The organism is Bordetella ansorpii (assembly GCF_900078315.1).
Classification (GTDB): Bacteria; Pseudomonadota; Gammaproteobacteria; order Burkholderiales; family Burkholderiaceae_B; genus Bordetella; species Bordetella ansorpii.
In genome coordinates, this window is sequence record NZ_FKBS01000002.1 from 94,530 (window position 1) to 113,730 (window position 19,201).

Consider the following 19,201-nt stretch of genomic DNA (forward strand, 5'->3'; position numbering starts at 1 on the left):
ACTTGATACGGCGACGGTTCAATTGGCCTTGATCCCGGCATCCTTAATCGCACTTTCGTAGCGCTTGCCTTCAGCCTCGATCGCGTCCCGATACGCTTCAGGCGTACCGCCCACGGATTCAATGCCTAGGGTGTTGAACTGCTTCACCACGGCAGGGTCCTTGACTGCTTTCGCGATTTCCTCGCTCATGCGCTTGACGGCGTACGGGGGAATTCCGGACGCGCCCAAAGCGCCCACGGTGACGGCAAAGTCGAAACCGGGAACGATCTCCGCGATAGCGGGAATGTTCGGGGCAAGTGCGGAACGCTGGCCGCTATTGGTCGCCAGGATCTTGGCCTGTCCCTTTTCCGCGAAGCCGGATAGGGACGGCAGCGCCGCGAACACGACGTCGACCTGGCCCCCGATCATTGCGGGAACGGACTGCCCCGAGCCGCGGAAGGGCACATGGGTGATCTTGGAGTGGAGCGCGACGTTCAACGCTTCCATCGTGAGGTGGTGCGAGCTTCCCACGCCGGAAGAGCCATAGTTCATCTTCGCGCCATCACGCTTCGCGCGCTCGACGAACTCCTGGAGCGTATTGATGTTGCTCTGGCTGTTAGCCGCGAGAAACAACGGAGAAGTGGCGATCAGCGAGACGGGAACGAAATCCCGCTTGGGGTCATATGAAAGATCTTTGTAGAGTGCCGGATTGATGGACATCATCGATCCATCGGTCACGAGATACGTATACCCATCGCGCGGACTGCTCGTGAGCGTCTGCGCGGCTATCACACCATTTGCGCCCGGCTTGTTTTCAACCACGACAGGCTGCCCGAGGTTCTGGCTTACGCGTTGAGCGACAACGCGCGCAACCGTGTCGGGAAGTCCGCCTGCGGCGTAGGGAACGATGAAGCGGATCGAATGAGAGGGAAACTTCGCTGCATCTTCTGCAAGGGCATTCGCCGACCATGTCAGCGCGGACAAGACAGCGGCGATCGCAAACCTTCGCCGCGCAAAGTGACAGGACGGAATGCGCTTCGAGAAACTATTGAACATGATTGTCTCCGTTGGATCCGCGCCTTCTCGTGAGGGTGAATGTCGACGTTTCTTGCGGTCTGACACCAACCGGGCGCATTTCAAAATAATATTAGAGACCTAAGCATTGTTCAATCAGCTAATGCTTTTTTTCCGTTCGCGTTTTCCCTGAGAACAAGATGCCGCGCCGCTTTCGGGCGAACAAGCGCCAGCATCCCCGCGATCCATTGCAGGGATACAAGGCGCGCCTCTCACGCCGGGGCTACTCGGATGCGAACAGGCTGTCGAAGAGATGAAAGGCCGAGTTTGCTGCAGGTACTCCGCAGTAGATGGCCGTCTGAAGTAGCACCTCTTTTATCTCTTCGGGAGATACGCCATTGTTCTTCGCTGCTTTGAGGTGCAGCGCAAGTTCCTCCTGGCGGTTCAGGGCAACCATCAGGCCTATGGTGATGAGACTGCGCGTATGCCTGGGCAAGCCGTCGCGCGTCCAGATCTCTCCCCATGCGTAGCGCGTGATGAGGTCCTGGAACTCTGTGCTCAATGCGGTGCGGTTGCTTAAGGAACGCTGCACGTGCGCTTCTCCGAGCACCTTGGACCGGACTTCCAATCCTGCCTCATAGCGGTCATGCTCGTTCATTGTCTTCCTCCGTTTCATTCGCCGCGTCGCCGCGCGCAACCGGACCGCTCGGTCGCCTGTGGTACTTGGCAAGAACAGCATCCACATAGACGGTCGACTGGCCGCAATAGTTGAGCGGGCTCAACAGCTCGGCGAGCCTCGCAGGGGACAGATAGTCCGTTACCGCGGCGTCCCGCGAGAGAACCTCCAGCAAGGGAAGATTTGACGCGACCGCCAGGCGCGATGCCCTCTCGACCACCTCGTGCGCAGGAAGGCGCCCGATGTGCATACCTAGTGCCAGCATGACGGCTTCCGCCTGGATCAGGCCCCGCGTAATGTTCAGGTTTTGCAGCATCCGGTCTGTGTGCACCTCCAACCCCGACATGATGTCGGCAGTCGTCGCCACGGCACCGCCAGTGACCACTGCGAGCTCCGGCAAGACGTCCCACTCTGCTTGCCAACCGCCAAGCGCCCTTTCGTGCTCCTGGACCATGCCGCTGAATAGAGTCGCCACCAAGTGTGGCGCCTTCACTCCAGCGCTGAGCACGACGGCGCAACCGACCGGATTGCGTTTGTGCGGCATGGTCGAGGAGCCTCCCTTGCCCTTTGCACTGGCTTCCGCGATTTCGCCGACTTCGGTCTGGGCCAGCAAGCTCATGTCGCGCGCCATCTTCGCGCATGCTCCCGTCAACATGCCCATCCATGCCGCCACGGATACGAGTCTGTCTCGTTGCGTATGCCAAGGGATGTCGGGCAGGTTCAGTCCAAGGTGACGCGCGAGGGACCGGGAGACAGCCGATGCCTGGTCACCCAGGCTGGCCAAAGTGCCAGCGGCTCCCCCAAACTGCAGCACCGCCACGTTCTCTTGATGCCTCGTGAGGTCATCCTGCAGACGGGCCACGGCATCGAGATACTGCGCGAATTTCAGTCCGAAGGTCATCGGCAGGGCCTGCTGCAACCACGTCCTGCCGACCGTCGGCGTGGTACGGTGCTCGCTCGCCCGCGCGGCCAGGCTGGACGCAAGGCGGTTGATCTGCCGCTCAAGGATCACCAGAGAGGAACGCAGTTGCAGTACCAGGCCGGTGTCGATGACGTCCTGGCTCGTCGCGCCCCAGTGCACAAATCCCGCCGCCCGGATGTCCGCGCGCTTCACTTTTGCCGTGAGCTCCCGAACAAGCGGAATGGCCAGGTTTCCGCCGGCCGATGCCTCGTTCTTGAGGGCATCGATATCGAACAGATCGGCACGGCATGCGGCAACGATGGGCGCCACCGCGTCTTGAGGAATGACGCCATGCTCTGCACAGCTACGGGCCAACGCCGCTTCGACATCGAGCATGGCCTGAAGGGTCCCGGCTTCAGACCAGACATGGTTCATGGCGGGATGACCGCGCAGCAGATCTGTCAGCGTACCCATCGGCGCTCCTTCAGCAGTCAAAGAAGACCGTTTCGTCCGGACCTTGCAGGTGGATGTCGAAGCGATACTGCTTCACCCCCGAGCCGGCGACCTGCTTGGCGATGAGCGTTCGGCGGCGGGCTGCGGGAACAACGTTCAGGACAGGGTCGCTCTCATTGGCCGCCGGCTCATCCTCGAAATAGAGCCGGGTGAAGGCGTGCATCAACATGCCGCGCATGTGAAGGATCACATCAATGTGGGGAGCCGAACCAGTGGCAACTGGTCCTGGCTTGATCGTACGAATCACGAACCTATTGCCCTCCTCCGTGCCTGTTCCGACACGGCAGAAGCCTTTGAATCCGCGAGCGATCGCGTCATCGTGGCTGGCAACGTATTGCCCCGAGGCGTCGGCCTGCAGGGACTCGACGATGGCGTCGCCCACCGCGGCTCCGCTGCCGTCGTAGACCGTGCCCGTGATGATGATGTGCTCGCCCGCCACGCCGGGTTCGGCCGCATTGGCGGTGAACAGGCTTTTCAAATCAAAGTTGTATTGCTCCGGACAGAGGCCATATGCGAAGAACGGGCCGACCGTTTGGGAGGGAGTCTGCTTTAGTTGGCTCATGGTTATTCCGTGGGGGTCTGGCGCGCGCCGCGCAGCACGATATCGAATTCGTAGCCGAGAGCCACACCTTCCTGGGTCGCGGCAAGAGAGAACCGCGCCACGAGGCGGTCGCGGGCCTGTTCGGGCACGCCCTGGAAGATGGGGTCCAACGCGAGCAACGGGTCGCCCGGAAAGTACATCTGCGTCACAAGCCGCGCCCCGAAGTACTGGCCAAAGAGCGAAAAATGAATGTGATTCGGACGCCACGCATTGCTATGGTTGCCCCACGGGTACGCACCCGGTTTGATTGTGACGAAGCGATAGCGCCCCTGATCATCCGTAATACAGCGCCCCGCCCCAAGAAAATTGGGGTCGAGCGGCGCGTCATGCTGATCGCCCTTGTGAACATACCGGCCCGCCGCATTGGCCTGCCAGATTTCCACCAGCGTATGGCGAACGGGCCTGCCTGACTCATCCAGCACCCGGCCCGTCACGATGATGCGCTCGCCGAGGGGGGCTCCGTTCTTGACCGCGTTTAGGGTCAGGTCGTTATCCAAACTCCCCAGCTGCTCGCTGCCGTACACGGGCGCAAGCCGATTACCCAGCGCGCCCTTCAGAGGCACCAAGGGCAGCGACGGACTGCGCAATACAGAGGACTTGTACGGCGGATGACTGTAGGGCGGATTTGCCTGCCAATCGCGAGGCGTAAGGAGGATAGCGTCTTCGTGGCTCAAAGTAGACCCCGGTCGTAGGTGGAATAGGACGACTTTAACCACGCCAGAAAGTTATATATAGTGATCTTTTATATCTACAAGATGCCGAAAAAGTTATGGATATCGACATACACGGGAATCGCATCAAACTACGGCATCTTCAATGCTTTATCGCGGTCGCCCAACTTCGCAGCCTGCAAAAAGCGAGTGAAGCGCTTGCCATCACTCAGCCTGCGGTTTCCAAAACCCTGGCGGAGTTGGAGTCGGCGACCGGCGCTCGCCTGTTCGAGCGCGGACGTAAAGGAGCGGAACTCACCGATCACGGCCGGATGTTCGCGCCTTATGCCAACGCAGCCCTGTCGGCTCTACAGGAAGGTGTGCAAAAACTCCGGGGCGGAAATCAAGCACCTCCTTCCGTCGTGCGGGTCGGCATTCTTCCCACCCTTGCCCAGGTGTTGTTCCCAGCGGCATTGGCGGAATTCCGGCGGGAATTTGCGACCGTGAGCATTGACGTCCACACGGGACCCAACTTGGAACTGCTGCGCAGCCTCAAAGCGGCTGAGGTCGATTTCGTCGTTGGCCGGTTGGGCGAGCCATCATCCATGACGGGAATGAGCTTCGAGCACCTCTTTCGCGAACCGCTCACGATCGTCGTCCGCGCGGAACATCCCATCCTCCGGGGCGCCATCACAGCAAGCACGCTTGGTTCCTATGACCTCCTTTTGCCGACCGCGGGCACCCTCATCCGCCAGTCGGCGGATAGCGTCTTAGCCGCATTCGGCGTGCCCGAGAGCGCGGCAAGAATCTGCAGCCTGTCGGTCTCGCTGAATCTTCAACTCACGCTGCAGAATGAAGCAATCTGGTTCGTTCCTGCCAGCCTGGTCGACAGCTATGTCGCCAGCGGTGAACTGGTGCGGGTTCCCATGCCGGTTGGCGGAACCGATGAGCCAATAGGCCTATTGCGGCGCACCGACGTGACGCTCTCATCCCACGGAGCCACGCTATTCGAGGCATTCAAGGCCGCAGGCCTGAACCAAAACCGCCAACGCAGCGCCTGAACGCGGCCCGCCAAAACGATTTGAAAGCAGGCTGTTTGGAGTTGACCCGGTATCGTGGACACATCATTCTTTGTGTTCAAGGAGCCGCAAATGTCCAAGGTCAAACCGCCGTACCCGGCGGAGTTCAGACAGCAGATGGTCGAGCTGGTGCGTGCCGGGCGCACGCCAGCCGAACTCGCCCGCGAGTTCAACGTCACCGCGCAGTCCATCACCAACTGGGTCGGCCAGGCCGCCATCGACAGTGGCAAGCCGTTGCCCGGTAAGGAAGGCTTGAGCACGGCTGAGCGCGAGGAGCTCAGCCGGCTGCGCCGCCAGGTTCGCCAATTGCAGCAAGAGCGCGACATCCTGGCAAAGGCTACGGCCTGGTTTGCCGGTCGCAGCGATGCGACTTCAACGAAGTCTTCGGACTCGTGATGGCGAACCAGGCCGACTTCCCCGTGTGCACCATGTGCCGTGTTCTGGGCGTCTCTGCCAGCGGCTTCTACGCCTGGCGCGAACGCGCTCCTTCGCTCCTTCCCAACGCAGCATCACCAACGCGGTGATGACCGAGCGCATCCGCCAGATTCACAAGGACTCCTACGAGTCCTATGGCATGCCACGTGTGCGGGCCGAGCTCGTCGAGCAAGGCGTGTGCATCAGCCGCCAGCGCGTCGCACGCCTCATGCGCACAGCGGGCATCCGGGGCATCAGCCGCCGCCGGGGCTTCACGGTGACCACGCGGCGCGACAAACGCGACTCGCCGGCCCACAACCTGGTCAAGCGCCAGTTCCGGGCCAGTGGCCCCAATCAGCTCTGGGTGGCCGACATGACCTACGTGCCCACCTGGACAGGGTTCCTGTACCTGGCGGTGGTCATCGACGTGTGGAGCCGGCGTGTGGTAGGTTGGTCCATGGGCGAGCGCATGACGGCCGAGCTGGTGCTCTCGGCGCTCAACATGGCGCTGACCCAGCGCAAGCCGCAAGGCGTCATCCATCACAGCGACCAGGGCAGCCAGTACACCAGCCTGACCTTCGGCGAGCGCTGTCGTCAAATGGGCGTTCGCCCTTCAATGGGAACCGTGGGCGATGCCTATGACAACGCGATGGCCGAGAGCTTCTTCGCCAGCCTGGAGGCAGAACTCATCGAGCGCAACAGCTTCGAGTCCAAGGCGCAGGCCCGCATGGCCGTCTTCACCTGGATTGAAGGTTGGTACAACCCCAGGCGCCGCCACAGCGGCCTGGGCTACCTCTCACCCCTGAACTTTGAAAGGAGCCAGCAGACCCGATTCAATGCTCCCGAGCATGACCCACAGTATGCTGACGGGGCACCTCAAATGGTTTGAGAATCAAACCGGAAACCGTCCACCGGACCGGCTCAACTCCAACTCCAACTCCATCATGCAGAATCATCGTGAGCAAGCTAGCACGACTTCGCTGCAAGTGCGCGGGTTGCGTCATAGACCGTATACCGTGAACAGTGTTAAAGGCGGGGTGCAGATGGTTCTTACTCCGCCGACTGACGGATCTTCACCGGATCGGCAAGTCACGCAATCTCTCTGTGCCATTACCTCGGTGAAGCCGTAAGAGATTCCGGCTCTCGAGCAACCCATAGCGGGCTGGGGCACCCTGCTGAGCTGTCGACATTCAGCATGCGAGGGGACGGCATCACCGTCAAATCAATAGCCGTGGCTTCACGCCGGCCGAGACCCACAGGGGTAGGGGGCTCCCCCCCCCTGCAATCGCACCGGGAAATCAGACCTTCAGAAGGAAAACCTGGCCGGAAGCCGCGCCAGTGCTTGTATATCGAAAATTCTCGATTCCCAAACTGGATGACGTAAATCCCAAGTTGGATGAATTTCGACAGCAAGACGGCGCGGCGCCGGGTCGAGTGCGTCCGGGCCGTCAGGTGCTGCCGCAACGTCGATTCCGCTTCCCATCATCACCCCCCCACGCCACAAAGAATGGCGGGCCTCATAGGCATTTGCCGACCAAAAGCCGCCGCTGGGCAAGAGGAGATCGATTCGCCTCGTTACCGTACCTACATGAAGGAATGTACGGTACGCAACTTTCCCAGGTACGACCGTACCTCGCTCGGAGCCGAGGCCACCGACATCAGGTGAAAGTTCGGGCTGGTGAGTTCCGCCTGGCAAGAGATAAGGTAGTCCCTGCCAAAGCCGAGATTGCTCCTCCCCTCTATTGCGCGCTAACCTCGTCGCGCCCCTATATCTCATGCGAGCGCCCCCGTGAAGAGTCCTGCCGACCATAAAGCCGATTTTGCAGAAAATGACGAACGATTTTTTCGGCTCGTTCCTCCAACAGCGGACGAACTCACAGTAATACTGAAAGGGCACCTCCTGGTCGAAGAGCAACTGCGATCCATTACCCGTTCGTCAGTCGCCAACCCTCGCTATTTTGACGAAGCGAAGCTCACATTCTCTAATGCCTTGTGCCTGGCAAGAGCAGTCGCCGGACACTTTAATGAGGGCGGATGCTGGGTTGCTGCGGAGCAACTCAATACGGTACGGAATAAGATCGCCCACAGAGCCGAACCTGGACCAGCCGCCGCACTCCTCGACAGGTTTTATTCAGTGAGCGAAGCGGAGAGCCGCTGGTCCGCCTGGTCATCGGCACCGCGAAGCACGGCAAAGCTTTCCCAGTACATTTGTTGCATCTGAGCCACCTTCGACGCGTTGCGAGCAGTTGTCCAAGTTTGTTCAGAAACCACTTCAGTGTTGCGCCCACGCCTTTAAGTCTCCGGTGACAAAGGCGGCCCCACCTGATGGAAGTCTCGGCTATGCATTCACCAACCATTTCCCAACGGCCGCGCCCCCTCTTTTCACGTAGTCAATACTGAAGGCCATAAGATCAGCGAGGTGGGCATCAATCTGTCCTTTCGAAATCCCCGGCTGCACGCCATAGATGGCGAAACTGACTTTGTCCGCGCTCCGGTTCATCAAGATCTCTTGCAACATTGCAAGATTGCCGACCTTGAAGACTGAAGGACGCCTATGCCGCCTTTCATTTATCCGATGCTCCACATGCTCGACCAACACACGGGATTCGCAATAAACAACTGACTTTAGTAGCTGGCAGGTGACTTCGTAGACGTCGTCAACACGGGCACCATTCGGTTCGCCCCCAGCTCCCTTGCAGTGATACAGACTGACGAGGACTCTGTCGTCTTCTTCTCGTGTGACCGCGATGTAGTCGGCGGCCTCCCCAGTCCTGTGGTCATAAACGAGGACCTCGAGATTTTCCTGCGCCCTGATCCACAATTCCAAATGTCTGTGGACGGTCATTCGTTCGGGATTATCGGCGTCAAACTCTCTACCGATCTCACAGCCATCCCACCCAGGGTTCTCGACGTCCTCATCAAGGAGCCGATTGCTGGCCAGCTTCGGAGGCGGGTAGCAGTTCATCCCTTCGAACGATGACTTGTCGGCTGCGTAAAAGATTGGAGGGTGCATAGAAAGCCACTGGTCAAAATCCAACCAGTCATCGTGCGTGCTAGATATTTCGACTTCCCAACCAGCGCCGTGCTGTCGAAACAATGCGCCCCCGGCTAAAGACATGCGGTAGGGCACCGCATCTGAGTCCGAGACGATTTCGAAATCCAGGCCATCAGGTCCTGAGGCGAATGACGAGAGCTCTAGATCAGTGATTTGGCGATAGAGCCACTGCTGCTGCCCAACACGTCGATATCTCAGCCGATGCGCCTGCTTGTAGGCATTGCGCGACCAACTTCCACCAATAACAACATCTGGGATTCGCCGCAACGTCCGCGAATGCTGGACGAGATCTAGCTGAGACTCTGCCAGCGTTTCGTCGCCATTCAAGCGATTGTTCAGCTTCGATATCCACTCAAGGTATTGCGATACGGAGAGACGTTGATTGCTCCATATACGCGAGTTACTGCTTGCTCCGATGGTTTCACGCTCGCCATCTTCCAATCCACTCCCAAAGTAATGTCCCTGTACGTAGGCGCGCCCATCGCCCGGCGTGACCGCTCGCTCAGCACGAGGTCCAGTTAGCATGCGATAGGATTCTGCTTGCGAATTTACGGCCGTGTTACGCAAGCCAACAGCGTAGAAGCGCATATCCGTGAGGCCGGCGCGCGCACGGATGGTCTCCTCGAAGCTCAAAGGCCTATGGTGATCCTTGGCCACGACCTGCATTAGTGCGATATATAAGCGATCTGTTCTACGAGTGGAGCCAATGAAGCACAATCGCGTAGCGGCGTTGTAGGCCAGCAGGAAAACGTCGTGTCGTACATTTACGAGTACGTCAGCAGTCGCCCAGTTCGGCGGCTCATTGTCGACGGTCAAAAGCAGTGTGATCAATCCATCATCCGAGATCCACTGCTTAGCCAAGTGAAGCCGTCGCCCTATCAATGCCTCAAACAAAGTGAAGTCCGGGGCCTCGTCGCACTGAAAGATTCGAGCATGGGCATATAGCTCAAATGACATTGGCGACACGGCATCGTAGTCAGAGACTGTCTGCCTCTTCGGCTTCAAGATCTCCAAGATCGATTCATCGGCAGCCCCTTCGGCGAGCTGTCGCCTCGCCTCTTCGTCGATAAGGGAAGCGATGTCCACTCCCTCTTGAAAGAGCCGTGCAGTGGCATCCTGCAGACGACTCACAGTCGACACCAAAGTAGCGTTTCCCGTGCGTTCATCGTTTGTTCGCGCGAACCGCCCTATGAACTGTATCGTTGGAACCAGGGAGCGGTGCGGCGCATGGAGTGCTGCGATCTTCAGCTTTGGAAAGTCATAGCCCTCCCCGAACATGTCAACGCAGACTATTCCCTCCAGCTCCCCCTGGAGCAAGGAGACCTCCAGTTGCTCCTGCCTCCGTTTGGAAATTCCGCTGTCGATCGCTTCTACCCTCACCCCAAGCCCGGCGTAAATCCCCGTTACCTTCCTAGCAGCGGATATCGAGGATGCTCGCGCAAACAGTCGATGGTCGAATCCTTGCGCCTGATCTTCCCGCAGCTGTGCAATCGCCACCCTTGCGATGGCAAGGTCCACCTCGTCCTCATCGTGATCGTTATGCACAGGCGCTGGACGAAAGGAGACGCTCCCAAACGCTTGTTCGCGAGACGCCTTGGAAACTGGATAGCTATATGCCAGACGACCCGGAATTGCCTTTTTATCGCGCCTGAATGGAGTAGCCGTCAAGAAGACAAACTTGGCGCGGGAGTAGTGACCGAGATACGCACTCCAAGTGTCTGCTGGAGCATGGTGCGCCTCGTCAAAGATAATCAAATCGAATAGATCTGCGGGACTTACGGGCTCCAGGACCGGCGATGTGCTCGCTGGCGTGGACACGACGACATCGAAAGTTCGAAAGGCAAGCCATTCATCGGCGCTCAATGGCCTGCCCTTCTGTGGATGTACATGAGGATTTCCTGCCTCCGCCGGTAAGACCTTGAGCTTGCGTAGCGTCGACAGTTCGCCGAAGTGGGCCGAGGTCTGTCGTCTCAGCACATCCGTGGGTTCCACCACCAGCACACGGTTTGAGCCCAACAAAAAAGGAAGCGCCATGATCACGGCAGTCTTCCCATATCCAGTCGGCAAAGACACTATGGCCGGCTCGTCGTAGACCGAAAAGTGGGCCGCCACAGAATGAAGAGCGCCCAACTGGCCTGGCCTAAAACCCGAGTTCGGACTGCTAATGGGTTTCAAAGCCAGCATGTGGCTATGTTCAATGAAGAAATCGGCCACGTCCCCCTCCCGGAATGGACTAGATGACCAATTGTTACTTCAAAGAACATAATAAGCCAGCCTAATTTTTGAGACCCACTCCGAATTATTGCCGCTTCAGGTCTGATGGTCTTCTTTGTTGCGCCCTTCGGAACGAGCGATGTTATTCGCGACCCAAAGGCCGAATGCGATAACAGCTACAAGTACTCCGAGCATCACCGTAGTACCCAAGTCCATACGCTTTTCTCCACAAACACAGCCCTATCGGTACGCCTGATGATAGCAATCACCGCCGGATATGAACTGAGAATCCGCAGCGCAACGCAACATCGTTCGTAACAGGAAACCCGTTGGGATCCTGCTGGGTTCCTACTTGGTTAACCGCCGGTTCCCACATCAAAACCTAGAGCGGCACCTCGACCAATTTGGTTCTGAAACACGGCGTAAAGGAGCGCGCTGTGCCCCAGCACAGTTGCTCAGATCTTGAGGTCCATGAGCGCCGCTGACACAGGATCCATGGCGATCCTCATAGGAGAAACACCCACGAAGCGAGGGAACCTCGGGGCCTGTACCGGAAACCCAGCAGGTTATGGCTAGGTTTTACTTTCGAACCCAGTGCAAACCGGATGCAAAGCTACCAATCCCAATCCCAATCCCATTCCCAATCCCAAATCTTTTACTGGCTACGCCAGTGTCAACAGCGTCTGCGCCGCTGTCTGACCTGATAAGCCACAATAGGCCGGACCAATTCCAGATGGGACGCCCTCGTAGATGCAGTGATGGCCCTTAGACGCGTCCACAGCCCGCATGAGCGATCGAAACACCTCGGGTGACGGGGTAGCAGCCACTTTAGAGTCATTGCAGCCCAGAGCGCGTTCTGCGCGGTCTCGCGCTCTGTTTCTGAAACGCGAGTCGAATCTCCGAGTTTTTGCCTTGCAGGGTCTAGAAGAAGGTTGGCGCCGTGCAAAAGAACGTGGGCAAGTCGGAGGGTGTGGCCAGAGTCCTGTATTGCACAATCCAACGACTTCGCTCGCTAGAACGTGAGACCGCCGAGCCAGCCTTCCCTTCTGTCCATGGCAAGAATCGATGCCCACCGGGGCGCCAAGCTTCCCCGCACATTCGGAATATTTGATAGGGGATTTTGATAGGGTGTTTGAAACGGGCTTTGACTGATGGCGTCAACACTTGATCTCTACGCCAGCCAAGCACTCCGGATCTGTTCGATGGTCCACAACTGGACAGCCGCCCCGCCCCTCGCCCACTGTCAGTGAAGCTGGAACGATCAACGGTTGATGATGTTCCAGACTTACGTGACTAGGATGGCAACTGTCCGGCGCCGGCGTCTCAAGGTGGGAGTTATTTTTGCAACGCCACGAGCCGGACTCTTTTGACTGGGAACTGTTTGCCAGGCCGAGATACTCAAATACCCTGTCGGCAATTCAAGCCACTAACTTCTCCGCGACATGAACCGCGCTTTGGTCCAGCCATTGCCGACCTTTTTGCTGCGACCCACGTTCCGTGTTTCTGAGCATTAATCGCGCCCCACGCTCCTTCGGTGCAGCAGGATCCACCAAGGCCGCCCCCTCCACGATTCACAAGTGCGGACGGTTGCGGCGGGGTGAAATCTACGGACCTGCGGACAAGTTTCAGCGCCTCATACGCGGGATCGCGGCCAGCCCGGGGTCGACTCAGCGAAATAATCTGTTAGCCGCCTGAAAGACTCCGTGTCCCTGTCGCAGCCATTCAGACATTGCGCTGGCAACTCCTACTTCCATTGTCGAAAGGGCACCCCTCGTATCAGTACTAGGTTAAAGGATGCCCTATCCCCTCATTCCCGTACTAGGCCAAGTCTCCGCAGTTCGGGTCGGATAGACCGTCGACTTTGATTTCTCTCAGCGCAGCTCAGAGCGCATTTGACACTGAGGTGTGCAGTATGGTCTCAGTGCAATGCACACAGCACATGCAGAGTACAGGCCGCGACGCTTTAAAAGTGCAACCGCGGAAGACCGGTCCACAGCACCGCTCGGCATTTGGTCCGCTAACGAATAACGCCGCGAGGATGGAAGGGCCGAGGGGTCGTAACGATTCAACTGTCGCGTGGTGCCGCCGATGCTCTGCGACCTGGGCTCGGAACTCTCGCTTTGCTGCCCCAGCAACACAGCCTCAGATGAAGGGGTTTGGCCTGCCCCAAGCGCAACAGTCCCCAGAGCCCACCCAATTGGCCTGATGAGCCCAAAGTGCAGCGAGCTGCCCGCCCCCCCCAATCAAGCAGAGACCCGGCAAGTCCCGAGATGGGCTATTGCTACCGAGTGCACATCCTTGCCTTGATGCCGCCTGAACTTGCTCACCGCCAACTGCAAGTTCGTTGTCCCATATGTTGTCCCATATGCCCAGCAAAGAAAAAGGGTTAGCTCAACGACACTGAGCTAACCCTTTGATTTTATTGGTCGGGGCGGTGGGATTCGAACTCACGACCCTCTGCTCCCAAAGCAGATGCGCTACCAGGCTGCGCTACGCCCCGACGGATTGCCGATGAGCAACCCCATCGGCAACGGACACGGATTGTACCCCAGCCTGTCATTCATCTCTTCGAACCACGAAATGCGGCCTGACGCCCGGCCTTGGGCACACCAATTGCAGCGCGGGCGCTGATGCGCCCTGTGCGGCCCGTAGGCCGCCTCATGTCTCTGGCTATTCAAAGCAGGGCTGCCGACCGCCCATCAAAACTTACACTTCGACGCCCCCAAACGACACTGCCTCCAGCACTTCGCAATGTTGAATACAATGGCGGGCTAAACCGACCAAGCAGGCTATACGCAATAACATGGGATTCGAACAACTCGCCGCGCTGCGCGACATGCTGGCCAAGCAAGCGGCCGAAGAACGGCAGCAGCAGGGTAAGCAAGAGCCGCGCCCCAACAAGGGCGGCGGCAAGCCGGGCGACAGGCAAGGTGCCAAGGCGCAGGATGCGCAGCCGGGCGGCAAGCCCGCCGGCAAAGGTGGCGGCGATCGCCCCCACCGTGGCAACCCCAATCGCCAGGGCGAAGGCCGCTCCGGCAAGCCGGGCGAAGGCCGTGGGCCTCGTCCCCAGGGCGAAGGCCGCGGTCCGCGTCCGCAAGGCGAAGCGCGCGGCGGCAATCGTCCGCAGCAGCAGCGCCGCGAGCGCCCGGAAGAGCCGCCGCGCGATCCGCTGCTGGTGGCCATCGGCCGGCTGCAGAAGCACTTCCCCAAGGCCTTCCCGAAGCGCCCCGATCCACGCGTGCCGCTCAAGCTGGGCATCATCGAGGATCTGTACGCGCACTCGGCCAAGCTGAACCTCAGCGAGGACGAGATCAAGCAGGCCGTGGCCACGTGGTGCTCGGCGCAGCGTTACTGGGCCTGCCTGGTGAAGGAAGCCGCCCGCCTCGACCTGAACGGCGAGCCCAGCGGCACCGTCACGCCGGCCGAAGCCGCGCACGCCAGCTTCCTGGCGCGCAAGCAGCGCAAGCAGAAGGCGCAAGAGGAAAAGGCGGCTGCGGCGCAAAAGGCTGCGGCCAATGCGCCGGAAGGCACGTCGGCTGAAACGCAAGCGGCCACGACGGATGCTGAAGCGTCGGCGCAGGATGCCGACACGACGACGCCGGCTGATGCTGCGCCCGAACCTCAAGCGAACGCGGCAGTCAGCACCGCTGATACCGCCGACGCGGCGCCAAAGGCGGCCGAAGCCGAGGTGTCGGCGACGCAAGTTGCTCAAGCCGATGCCGAGGCGACCCAGCCATCCGCCGCCGCGGGTGCTGCAACAACGGAAGCCCCCTCGGATCAACCCGCTGACGACACCAAGCAGGATCGACAGTCCTGATCGGCAGTACCTCAACGGCGCGGTGACTCTGCCGCCCCGCCATTGAAGGTGTCACGAAAACATTTGGCCCCTGGCCGCGATAGCGCGGCCAGGGGCCAAATGTTTTTCATGACCGTGTACAACCATGCCGGACGGTGAACGGATCAAGGTGAACACTCCGATCACCCCAACCGCCCCGGATGCCCTTTCCGCGCCTCCGACAGGCATCCCGCTCCATCAAGAGCGCAACGCCATCAACAGCCAGCGTGCGTCAACGCTAAGCGATCAACCCGCGCTCAATGCGCCAGGCGATACGGCCGCCGGCGCGCACCGCTGAACACCGGCTGCAACTGGAGTTGCTGCGCGGCGCGGCGGGCACGGGCGCCCGACAGCGATTGCACGCTATGCGGTTGCCGGGATGCGTGGCGCGCATGCTTGCTTGCCCGAGCGTGATCGACCACTCCGGCCGGCCGCTTCATGTCGCTCATGTCGGCATCGATGCGAGCCATGTAGAACAGCAAGCCCACACAGGACAGCACGCCCGCGGCGATCAGCAGCCATCCCGCAAAACCCAAGGCCGGCACCAGCACCAGTGGACCGACCAGGCCGGTCAATGGCGCCAGCAGGGCGAAGGTCACGAGGGACCGCCTGCGCGCATTGTGCAACTCGTACCAGGCTGTACGGCTTTCTTCGTCAGACACCATGCTGGAACGATCGAACATCGTAGCAATCATCATCAGCTCCTCCTGCCGATTGATGGGCACGCACTGACAGCTTGCGCTTGAACCTGCTTCCAGGACGCCGGAAGCGCCGTGGTTTGTCTCTGGATTCGGATTATTTATCTAGTTGTCATAACAAATACTCCTTTCCCGGAGGCAGTGCAAGTTTGCACGCACCGGGATTTATCCCTATGGCGTGCAAAAACCAGGTACGAGAAAGGAGAATTGCGCCGTGCGGCGCCGGTTACCTGAGCAGGCCCAACCAGACGGAATCGCCCCGCTCAGGGCTTGGCGAGCCAATCCCGTTCGCTCGACCACGCCACGCCACCGCCGAACAGTTCGGGCTGGTCTTCGAACGGCTGGGTGGCCACGGAACGGACCTGGCAATCCGCGATGGCGGGATGGCCGCAGTTCAGCAGGTATTGCTCGCCGCCGGCCAAGGTAGGCACCTTGAACATGAGGTCGGCGCCGGCCTCGAGCCAGGCGTGCCCCAGCGCGCGAGTGGCGGGCAGATCGGTGCGCCAGTTGCGCGGCGCCGTGCACACCTGCGTGCCGGCTCGGCCGGGCACGCTGATCTCCAGCAGGCGGTACTGGCGGGGAAGCTTGCGGGGATGCTCGGCCTCGACCAGCGCCAACCGTGCGCAAATGGCCGCCAGGGGGGATGGGTCCAGCAGCACGACGGGCGCGCCGGCGGGCAGCCAGCGCCCGCCTGGGTAGAACCCGCCGCCCAGCAGACCGCTATTGCTCAAGCGCCACAGCTGCATCACGGACCATTCCCTTCTTCGATATTCAGCAACCAGCGCTCGATGTGGCCGGCATGGCGGGCCGAGCCGATCAGGCCGACCGGCACGGCGCCGTACAACTGCGCCTTGGGCGTGGACAGCCACTCGTGCGCCAGGCCCTCATCACCGAACACCAGTTCGGCCAGCCAGACCAGCCGCAGCAGGCGATACAACGCGATGGCCTCGGTGGGCCGCAGCGCGGCCGCATCCTCGGGATCGTTCAGCGTGACGATGGACGGCACCAGTTCGCGCCATTGAGGTTGCTGCGGAATCGCTTCGCGCAGCACCGGAAAGAGCTTTACGCCCAGCGTGGCGCTGCGCGTGGCGCGACTGTGGCCGACCAGCTTGCGCAGACGTGCATTGAGCACGTCGCGCACATTGCGAAACGGCGAATGGACAACGACGCCCGCTTTACTTGGCGCCGTCGACAGCGCCCTGGAGCGCCTTGCCGTCGATACTGACCGTGCCTGCATTGAGCAGTCCCTCCAGATAGGCACGCGCGGCGTCCTGCTGGCGCTGCGCGCGCATGGTGTCGCGCAACTGCACCTGCACCTCGGTCAGCGGGACCTGGCGCGAGTCGCGCAGGTCGACCAGCTTGACGATGTGCAAACCCGAGGGCAGTTGCACCACTTCGCTGACTTCACCCTTCTTCAGGCGCTGGACCGTGCTACGCAACTCCGGCACCACCTGCTGCAGGGGAATGAAGCCCGTGTCTCCGCCGCGAGCGGCGCTTTCCTTGTCTTGCGAATTCTCTTGGGCGAGCTGAGCGAAATCCGCCTGCGGCGCGCGCGCACGCTTGACGAGCTCCGCTGCTTTCTTGCGAGCGGCGGCCACGGCCTCGGCGTCGTTGAACGGCGCGGCCAGGAAGATCTGGCTCACGCGGTACGACGCGGGCTGGACGAAGCGCGCCTTGTTCTGTTCGTAGGCCTGCTGCAGTTCGGCTTCGGACGGATAGGTGTCCGGCGGCTGAGAGACGGAGTCCAGATATGAGCGGAAGACGATCTGTTCCTGCGCGGCCTGGATGGCGCGCTTGACTTCGGGCTTGTCGGCCCAGTTCTGCGCGCGGGCCTGACCCAGCAGTGCCTTCTCGGCCAAGCTGCTGCGCACGACCTGTTCGAGCGCGGCGCGGTTGGCCGTCAGTTGCTGGCGTTGCGCCGGGGACAGCGAACGCAACAGTTGTTCGAGGTCGCCTTGCGACACCGACAGCGTGCCCATCGTGGCAACGGCGGGCGAATTGGTGACGGGCGTCGCCGCGGGCGTGGCGGCGGGCTTGGTCGCTTGCGCGGCGGGCTTGCTCTCGGCGGGCTTCTGGGTCTGTTCGGCTTGGCCCTTGTCGCCGCAACCGCTCAACACCAGCGCCAGGCCAAAAGCACTCATCCAGCGCATACGCAGCGCTGCGTAATCCGACTTCTTCATTTCATTCATCCCATTCAAACAGAGCCATGCGGCGGGAACACCCCGGCCGCATGGGGGCACATCTTATTCCTTGCTGTCGGCCTTGCCGGCTTCAGCGACGGCCTCGGCAGCCGTCTCGGCGGCCTGCTCGCCCTGTTCAGCCTGCACGGCCTGCGTGGCGTACTGGCGCAGGAACAGCAGGAACTCTTGCAGCAGGCGGTCCCACAGTTCGGTGGTGGCGCGCAGATGGTTCTCGGCAACGCCGCCGGCGGCGATCACGTCCATTTCCAGGACCAGGAAAGTGCCTTGCTGGGCCAGGCGTGCGAAGCGCTTGCCGATGTTCCACGATTCGACCAGGCCCTGCGGCAGGTCACCCTGCACACGCAGCGCGCAGCTGAGCGTGTAGTCGACGAATTCGCCTTCGGTGTGCGAAGGATTGCCGAAGCGCACGGCGAAGCCGATGCCCTGCGTGGCGCTCAGCAGTTGCACCATGCCGTTCTGCTCGGTGCTGGTAACCCGATACCCCATGCTTTGCAGGATGTCTTGCAGCTTGGTTGCGCTCAGGGATTGGATCAGGGTGGTATCCGTCATGTGACAGTCTCGTATTGACGTGTGGAAAACGTCCCGGCGGCGCACAGCCGCCGGGGTAAGGCTGGAACGATATCGGCCAGCGCATTACTGTGCGGGCTTGGCTCCGGATTGCTGCTGCGGCACCAGGCGCGGGTCGTACTTGCTGTCGTACAGCTTGTCGCCGTATTCCTGGGCCTTTTCATCGAACTGCACGCGGGCTTCGCGCGCCAGCGGCTGCCGGATACTCAGCAGGTCGCCAGTGCTGAACGATTCGTACGCCGTCAGGATCTCCCTGCCGGCGGTGTACATCTGATCGTTCTTCTGCTCGCAGAGCTTCAGTTGCGAATCGCGCTCGGTGAGCGAGACCTGCAGCTTCTTGCCTTCGGCGTCCTTGGCGCGGGCGATGCCCAGCAGTTCGTCGTAGGCGGCCTTGAACTTGCCGATCTGCTCGTTGCTGGCGGCAGCCTGCGCACGCGCGGCATCGCGGATGGCGTCCTGCTGGCCCGCCAGTTGCTCGGCCTGGCCCTGGGCCTTTCCGAGCTGCGCACGCAGCTGTTCGACCTCTTTCTGCGCGGCATCGCGCTGGGTCTCGGCTGCGCTCTTGGCGGCGTTCAACTGTGCCTGCTGGCTCTGCAGCTGCTGCAGTTGCTGGGTGGCGCTGCGCAATTGGGTGCGCAGGCGTTCTTCCATGCTTTGCGCGTGGGCCGGAAAGACCGTCAGCATGGTGGCCAGCGCCGCGGCGGTGGCCTTCAGCGTCCAGGCGACCTGCCGCAACGCCGGGGACATCGGCGTCTTGGCAACGTCACGCTGGACGCGCGCGAGTTGGGAGGGTTGGTTGCGCAT

At 60.7% G+C, this 19,201-nt stretch carries 15 protein-coding genes, 1 tRNA gene and 1 pseudogene; 4 read left to right on the forward strand and 13 right to left on the reverse strand.

Translation table 11 applies throughout. The features are described from left to right. Nucleotides 1-18 precede the first annotated feature (18 nt). The 5 genes from A7W11_RS00430 to pcaH form a co-directional block, all read right to left on the reverse strand. Nucleotides 19-1,035, reverse strand: coding sequence for a Bug family tripartite tricarboxylate transporter substrate binding protein (locus tag A7W11_RS00430; protein WP_081398533.1), 1,017 nt, complete (start codon nt 1,033-1,035; stop codon nt 19-21). Nucleotides 1,036-1,276: 241 nt separating this feature from the next. Beyond that, nucleotides 1,277-1,651 (reverse strand): 4-carboxymuconolactone decarboxylase, encoded by a 375-nt coding sequence (gene pcaC / locus A7W11_RS00435; protein ID WP_054505153.1) that lies wholly within the window; start codon nt 1,649-1,651, stop codon nt 1,277-1,279. Beyond that, complete coding sequence (locus tag A7W11_RS00440; protein ID WP_054505154.1) at nt 1,638-3,044, reverse strand: 3-carboxy-cis,cis-muconate cycloisomerase; 1,407 nt, start codon at nt 3,042-3,044, stop codon at nt 1,638-1,640. The genes pcaC and A7W11_RS00440 overlap by 14 nt, the downstream gene beginning before the upstream one ends. A 10-nt stretch (nt 3,045-3,054) precedes the next feature. Next, the gene (pcaG, locus tag A7W11_RS00445; RefSeq protein WP_054505155.1) at nt 3,055-3,645 is read right to left on the reverse strand and encodes a protocatechuate 3,4-dioxygenase subunit alpha; all 591 of its coding nucleotides are present in this window, start codon (nt 3,643-3,645) and stop codon (nt 3,055-3,057) included. A 2-nt stretch (nt 3,646-3,647) separates the two neighbouring features. Beyond that, entirely contained in the window at nt 3,648-4,358 is a 711-nt protein-coding gene (gene pcaH / locus A7W11_RS00450) for a protocatechuate 3,4-dioxygenase subunit beta (RefSeq protein WP_076472461.1), read from the reverse strand. Between the two features lie 95 nt (nt 4,359-4,453). On the opposite strand from pcaH, the gene pcaQ reads away from it, so the two are divergent. The 3 genes and pseudogenes from pcaQ to A7W11_RS27825 all read left to right on the forward strand — a co-directional run bounded on the left by pcaQ (nt 4,454) and on the right by A7W11_RS27825 (nt 8,048). After that, on the forward strand, nt 4,454-5,395 hold the full coding sequence (pcaQ, locus tag A7W11_RS00455; RefSeq protein ID WP_054505156.1) for a pca operon transcription factor PcaQ: 942 nt from the start codon (nt 4,454-4,456) through the stop codon (nt 5,393-5,395). A 90-nt stretch (nt 5,396-5,485) separates the two neighbouring features. Then, a pseudogene (locus tag A7W11_RS00465) lies at nt 5,486-6,716 on the forward strand (IS3 family transposase). Nucleotides 6,717-7,616: 900 nt separating this feature from the next. Next, entirely contained in the window at nt 7,617-8,048 is a 432-nt protein-coding gene (locus A7W11_RS27825) for a hypothetical protein (RefSeq protein WP_155257655.1), read from the forward strand. 117 nt (nt 8,049-8,165) lie between these two features. On the opposite strand, the gene A7W11_RS00470 is transcribed toward A7W11_RS27825, so the two are convergent. Both A7W11_RS00470 and A7W11_RS00475 read right to left on the reverse strand, forming a co-directional pair. Beyond that, a complete protein-coding gene (locus tag A7W11_RS00470) occupies nt 8,166-11,096 on the reverse strand; it encodes a DEAD/DEAH box helicase (protein ID WP_026384017.1) in 2,931 nt (976 codons plus the stop codon). Nucleotides 11,097-13,519: 2,423 nt separating this feature from the next. Beyond that, nucleotides 13,520-13,596: transfer RNA gene (locus tag A7W11_RS00475), tRNA-Pro, on the reverse strand. A 303-nt stretch (nt 13,597-13,899) separates the two neighbouring features. Here A7W11_RS00475 and A7W11_RS00480 point away from each other — a divergent pair. After that, nucleotides 13,900-14,913 (forward strand): ProQ/FinO family protein, encoded by a 1,014-nt coding sequence (locus A7W11_RS00480; RefSeq protein ID WP_066406352.1) that lies wholly within the window; start codon nt 13,900-13,902, stop codon nt 14,911-14,913. A 275-nt stretch (nt 14,914-15,188) separates the two neighbouring features. On the opposite strand, the gene A7W11_RS00485 is transcribed toward A7W11_RS00480, so the two are convergent. The 6 genes from A7W11_RS00485 to A7W11_RS00510 all read right to left on the reverse strand — a co-directional run bounded on the left by A7W11_RS00485 (nt 15,189) and on the right by A7W11_RS00510 (nt 19,201). Beyond that, on the reverse strand, nt 15,189-15,629 hold the full coding sequence (locus A7W11_RS00485) for a hypothetical protein (protein WP_066406354.1): 441 nt from the start codon (nt 15,627-15,629) through the stop codon (nt 15,189-15,191). Nucleotides 15,630-15,892: 263 nt separating this feature from the next. Further along, the gene (locus A7W11_RS00490; RefSeq protein ID WP_156522945.1) at nt 15,893-16,360 is read right to left on the reverse strand and encodes an RES family NAD+ phosphorylase; all 468 of its coding nucleotides are present in this window, start codon (nt 16,358-16,360) and stop codon (nt 15,893-15,895) included. A gap of 14 nt (nt 16,361-16,374) precedes the next feature. After that, on the reverse strand, nt 16,375-16,761 hold the full coding sequence (locus A7W11_RS00495) for an MbcA/ParS/Xre antitoxin family protein (RefSeq protein ID WP_235816763.1): 387 nt from the start codon (nt 16,759-16,761) through the stop codon (nt 16,375-16,377). A 43-nt stretch (nt 16,762-16,804) separates the two neighbouring features. Further along, nucleotides 16,805-17,809: a peptidylprolyl isomerase gene (locus A7W11_RS00500; RefSeq protein ID WP_066406639.1), complete on the reverse strand. Its 1,005-nt coding sequence runs from the start codon at nt 17,807-17,809 to the stop codon at nt 16,805-16,807. A 63-nt stretch (nt 17,810-17,872) separates the two neighbouring features. Beyond that, on the reverse strand, nt 17,873-18,379 hold the full coding sequence (locus tag A7W11_RS00505) for a YbjN domain-containing protein (protein ID WP_066406361.1): 507 nt from the start codon (nt 18,377-18,379) through the stop codon (nt 17,873-17,875). Nucleotides 18,380-18,463: 84 nt separating this feature from the next. Further along, a complete protein-coding gene (locus tag A7W11_RS00510) occupies nt 18,464-19,201 on the reverse strand; it encodes a DNA repair protein (RefSeq protein WP_235816764.1) in 738 nt (245 codons plus the stop codon).

Bases quoted from the DNA above. Each gene is read 5' to 3' on its own strand.
- A7W11_RS00510 (WP_235816764.1), bottom strand. From the start codon at position 19,201: ATGCGCAACCAACCCTCCCAACTCGCGCGCGTCCAGCGTGACGTTGCC.
- A7W11_RS00430 (WP_081398533.1), bottom strand. From the start codon at position 1,035: ATGTTCAATAGTTTCTCGAAGCGCATTCCGTCCTGTCACTTTGCGCGG.
- A7W11_RS00500 (WP_066406639.1), bottom strand. From the start codon at position 17,809: ATGAAGAAGTCGGATTACGCAGCGCTGCGTATGCGCTGGATGAGTGCT.
- A7W11_RS00440 (WP_054505154.1), bottom strand. From the start codon at position 3,044: ATGGGTACGCTGACAGATCTGCTGCGCGGTCATCCCGCCATGAACCAT.
- A7W11_RS00480 (WP_066406352.1), top strand. From the start codon at position 13,900: ATGGGATTCGAACAACTCGCCGCGCTGCGCGACATGCTGGCCAAGCAA.
- pcaG (WP_054505155.1), bottom strand. From the start codon at position 3,645: ATGAGCCAACTAAAGCAGACTCCCTCCCAAACGGTCGGCCCGTTCTTC.
- A7W11_RS00505 (WP_066406361.1), bottom strand. From the start codon at position 18,379: ATGACGGATACCACCCTGATCCAATCCCTGAGCGCAACCAAGCTGCAA.
- pcaC (WP_054505153.1), bottom strand. From the start codon at position 1,651: ATGAACGAGCATGACCGCTATGAGGCAGGATTGGAAGTCCGGTCCAAG.
- pcaQ (WP_054505156.1), top strand. From the start codon at position 4,454: ATGGATATCGACATACACGGGAATCGCATCAAACTACGGCATCTTCAA.
- A7W11_RS00485 (WP_066406354.1), bottom strand. From the start codon at position 15,629: ATGATGATTGCTACGATGTTCGATCGTTCCAGCATGGTGTCTGACGAA.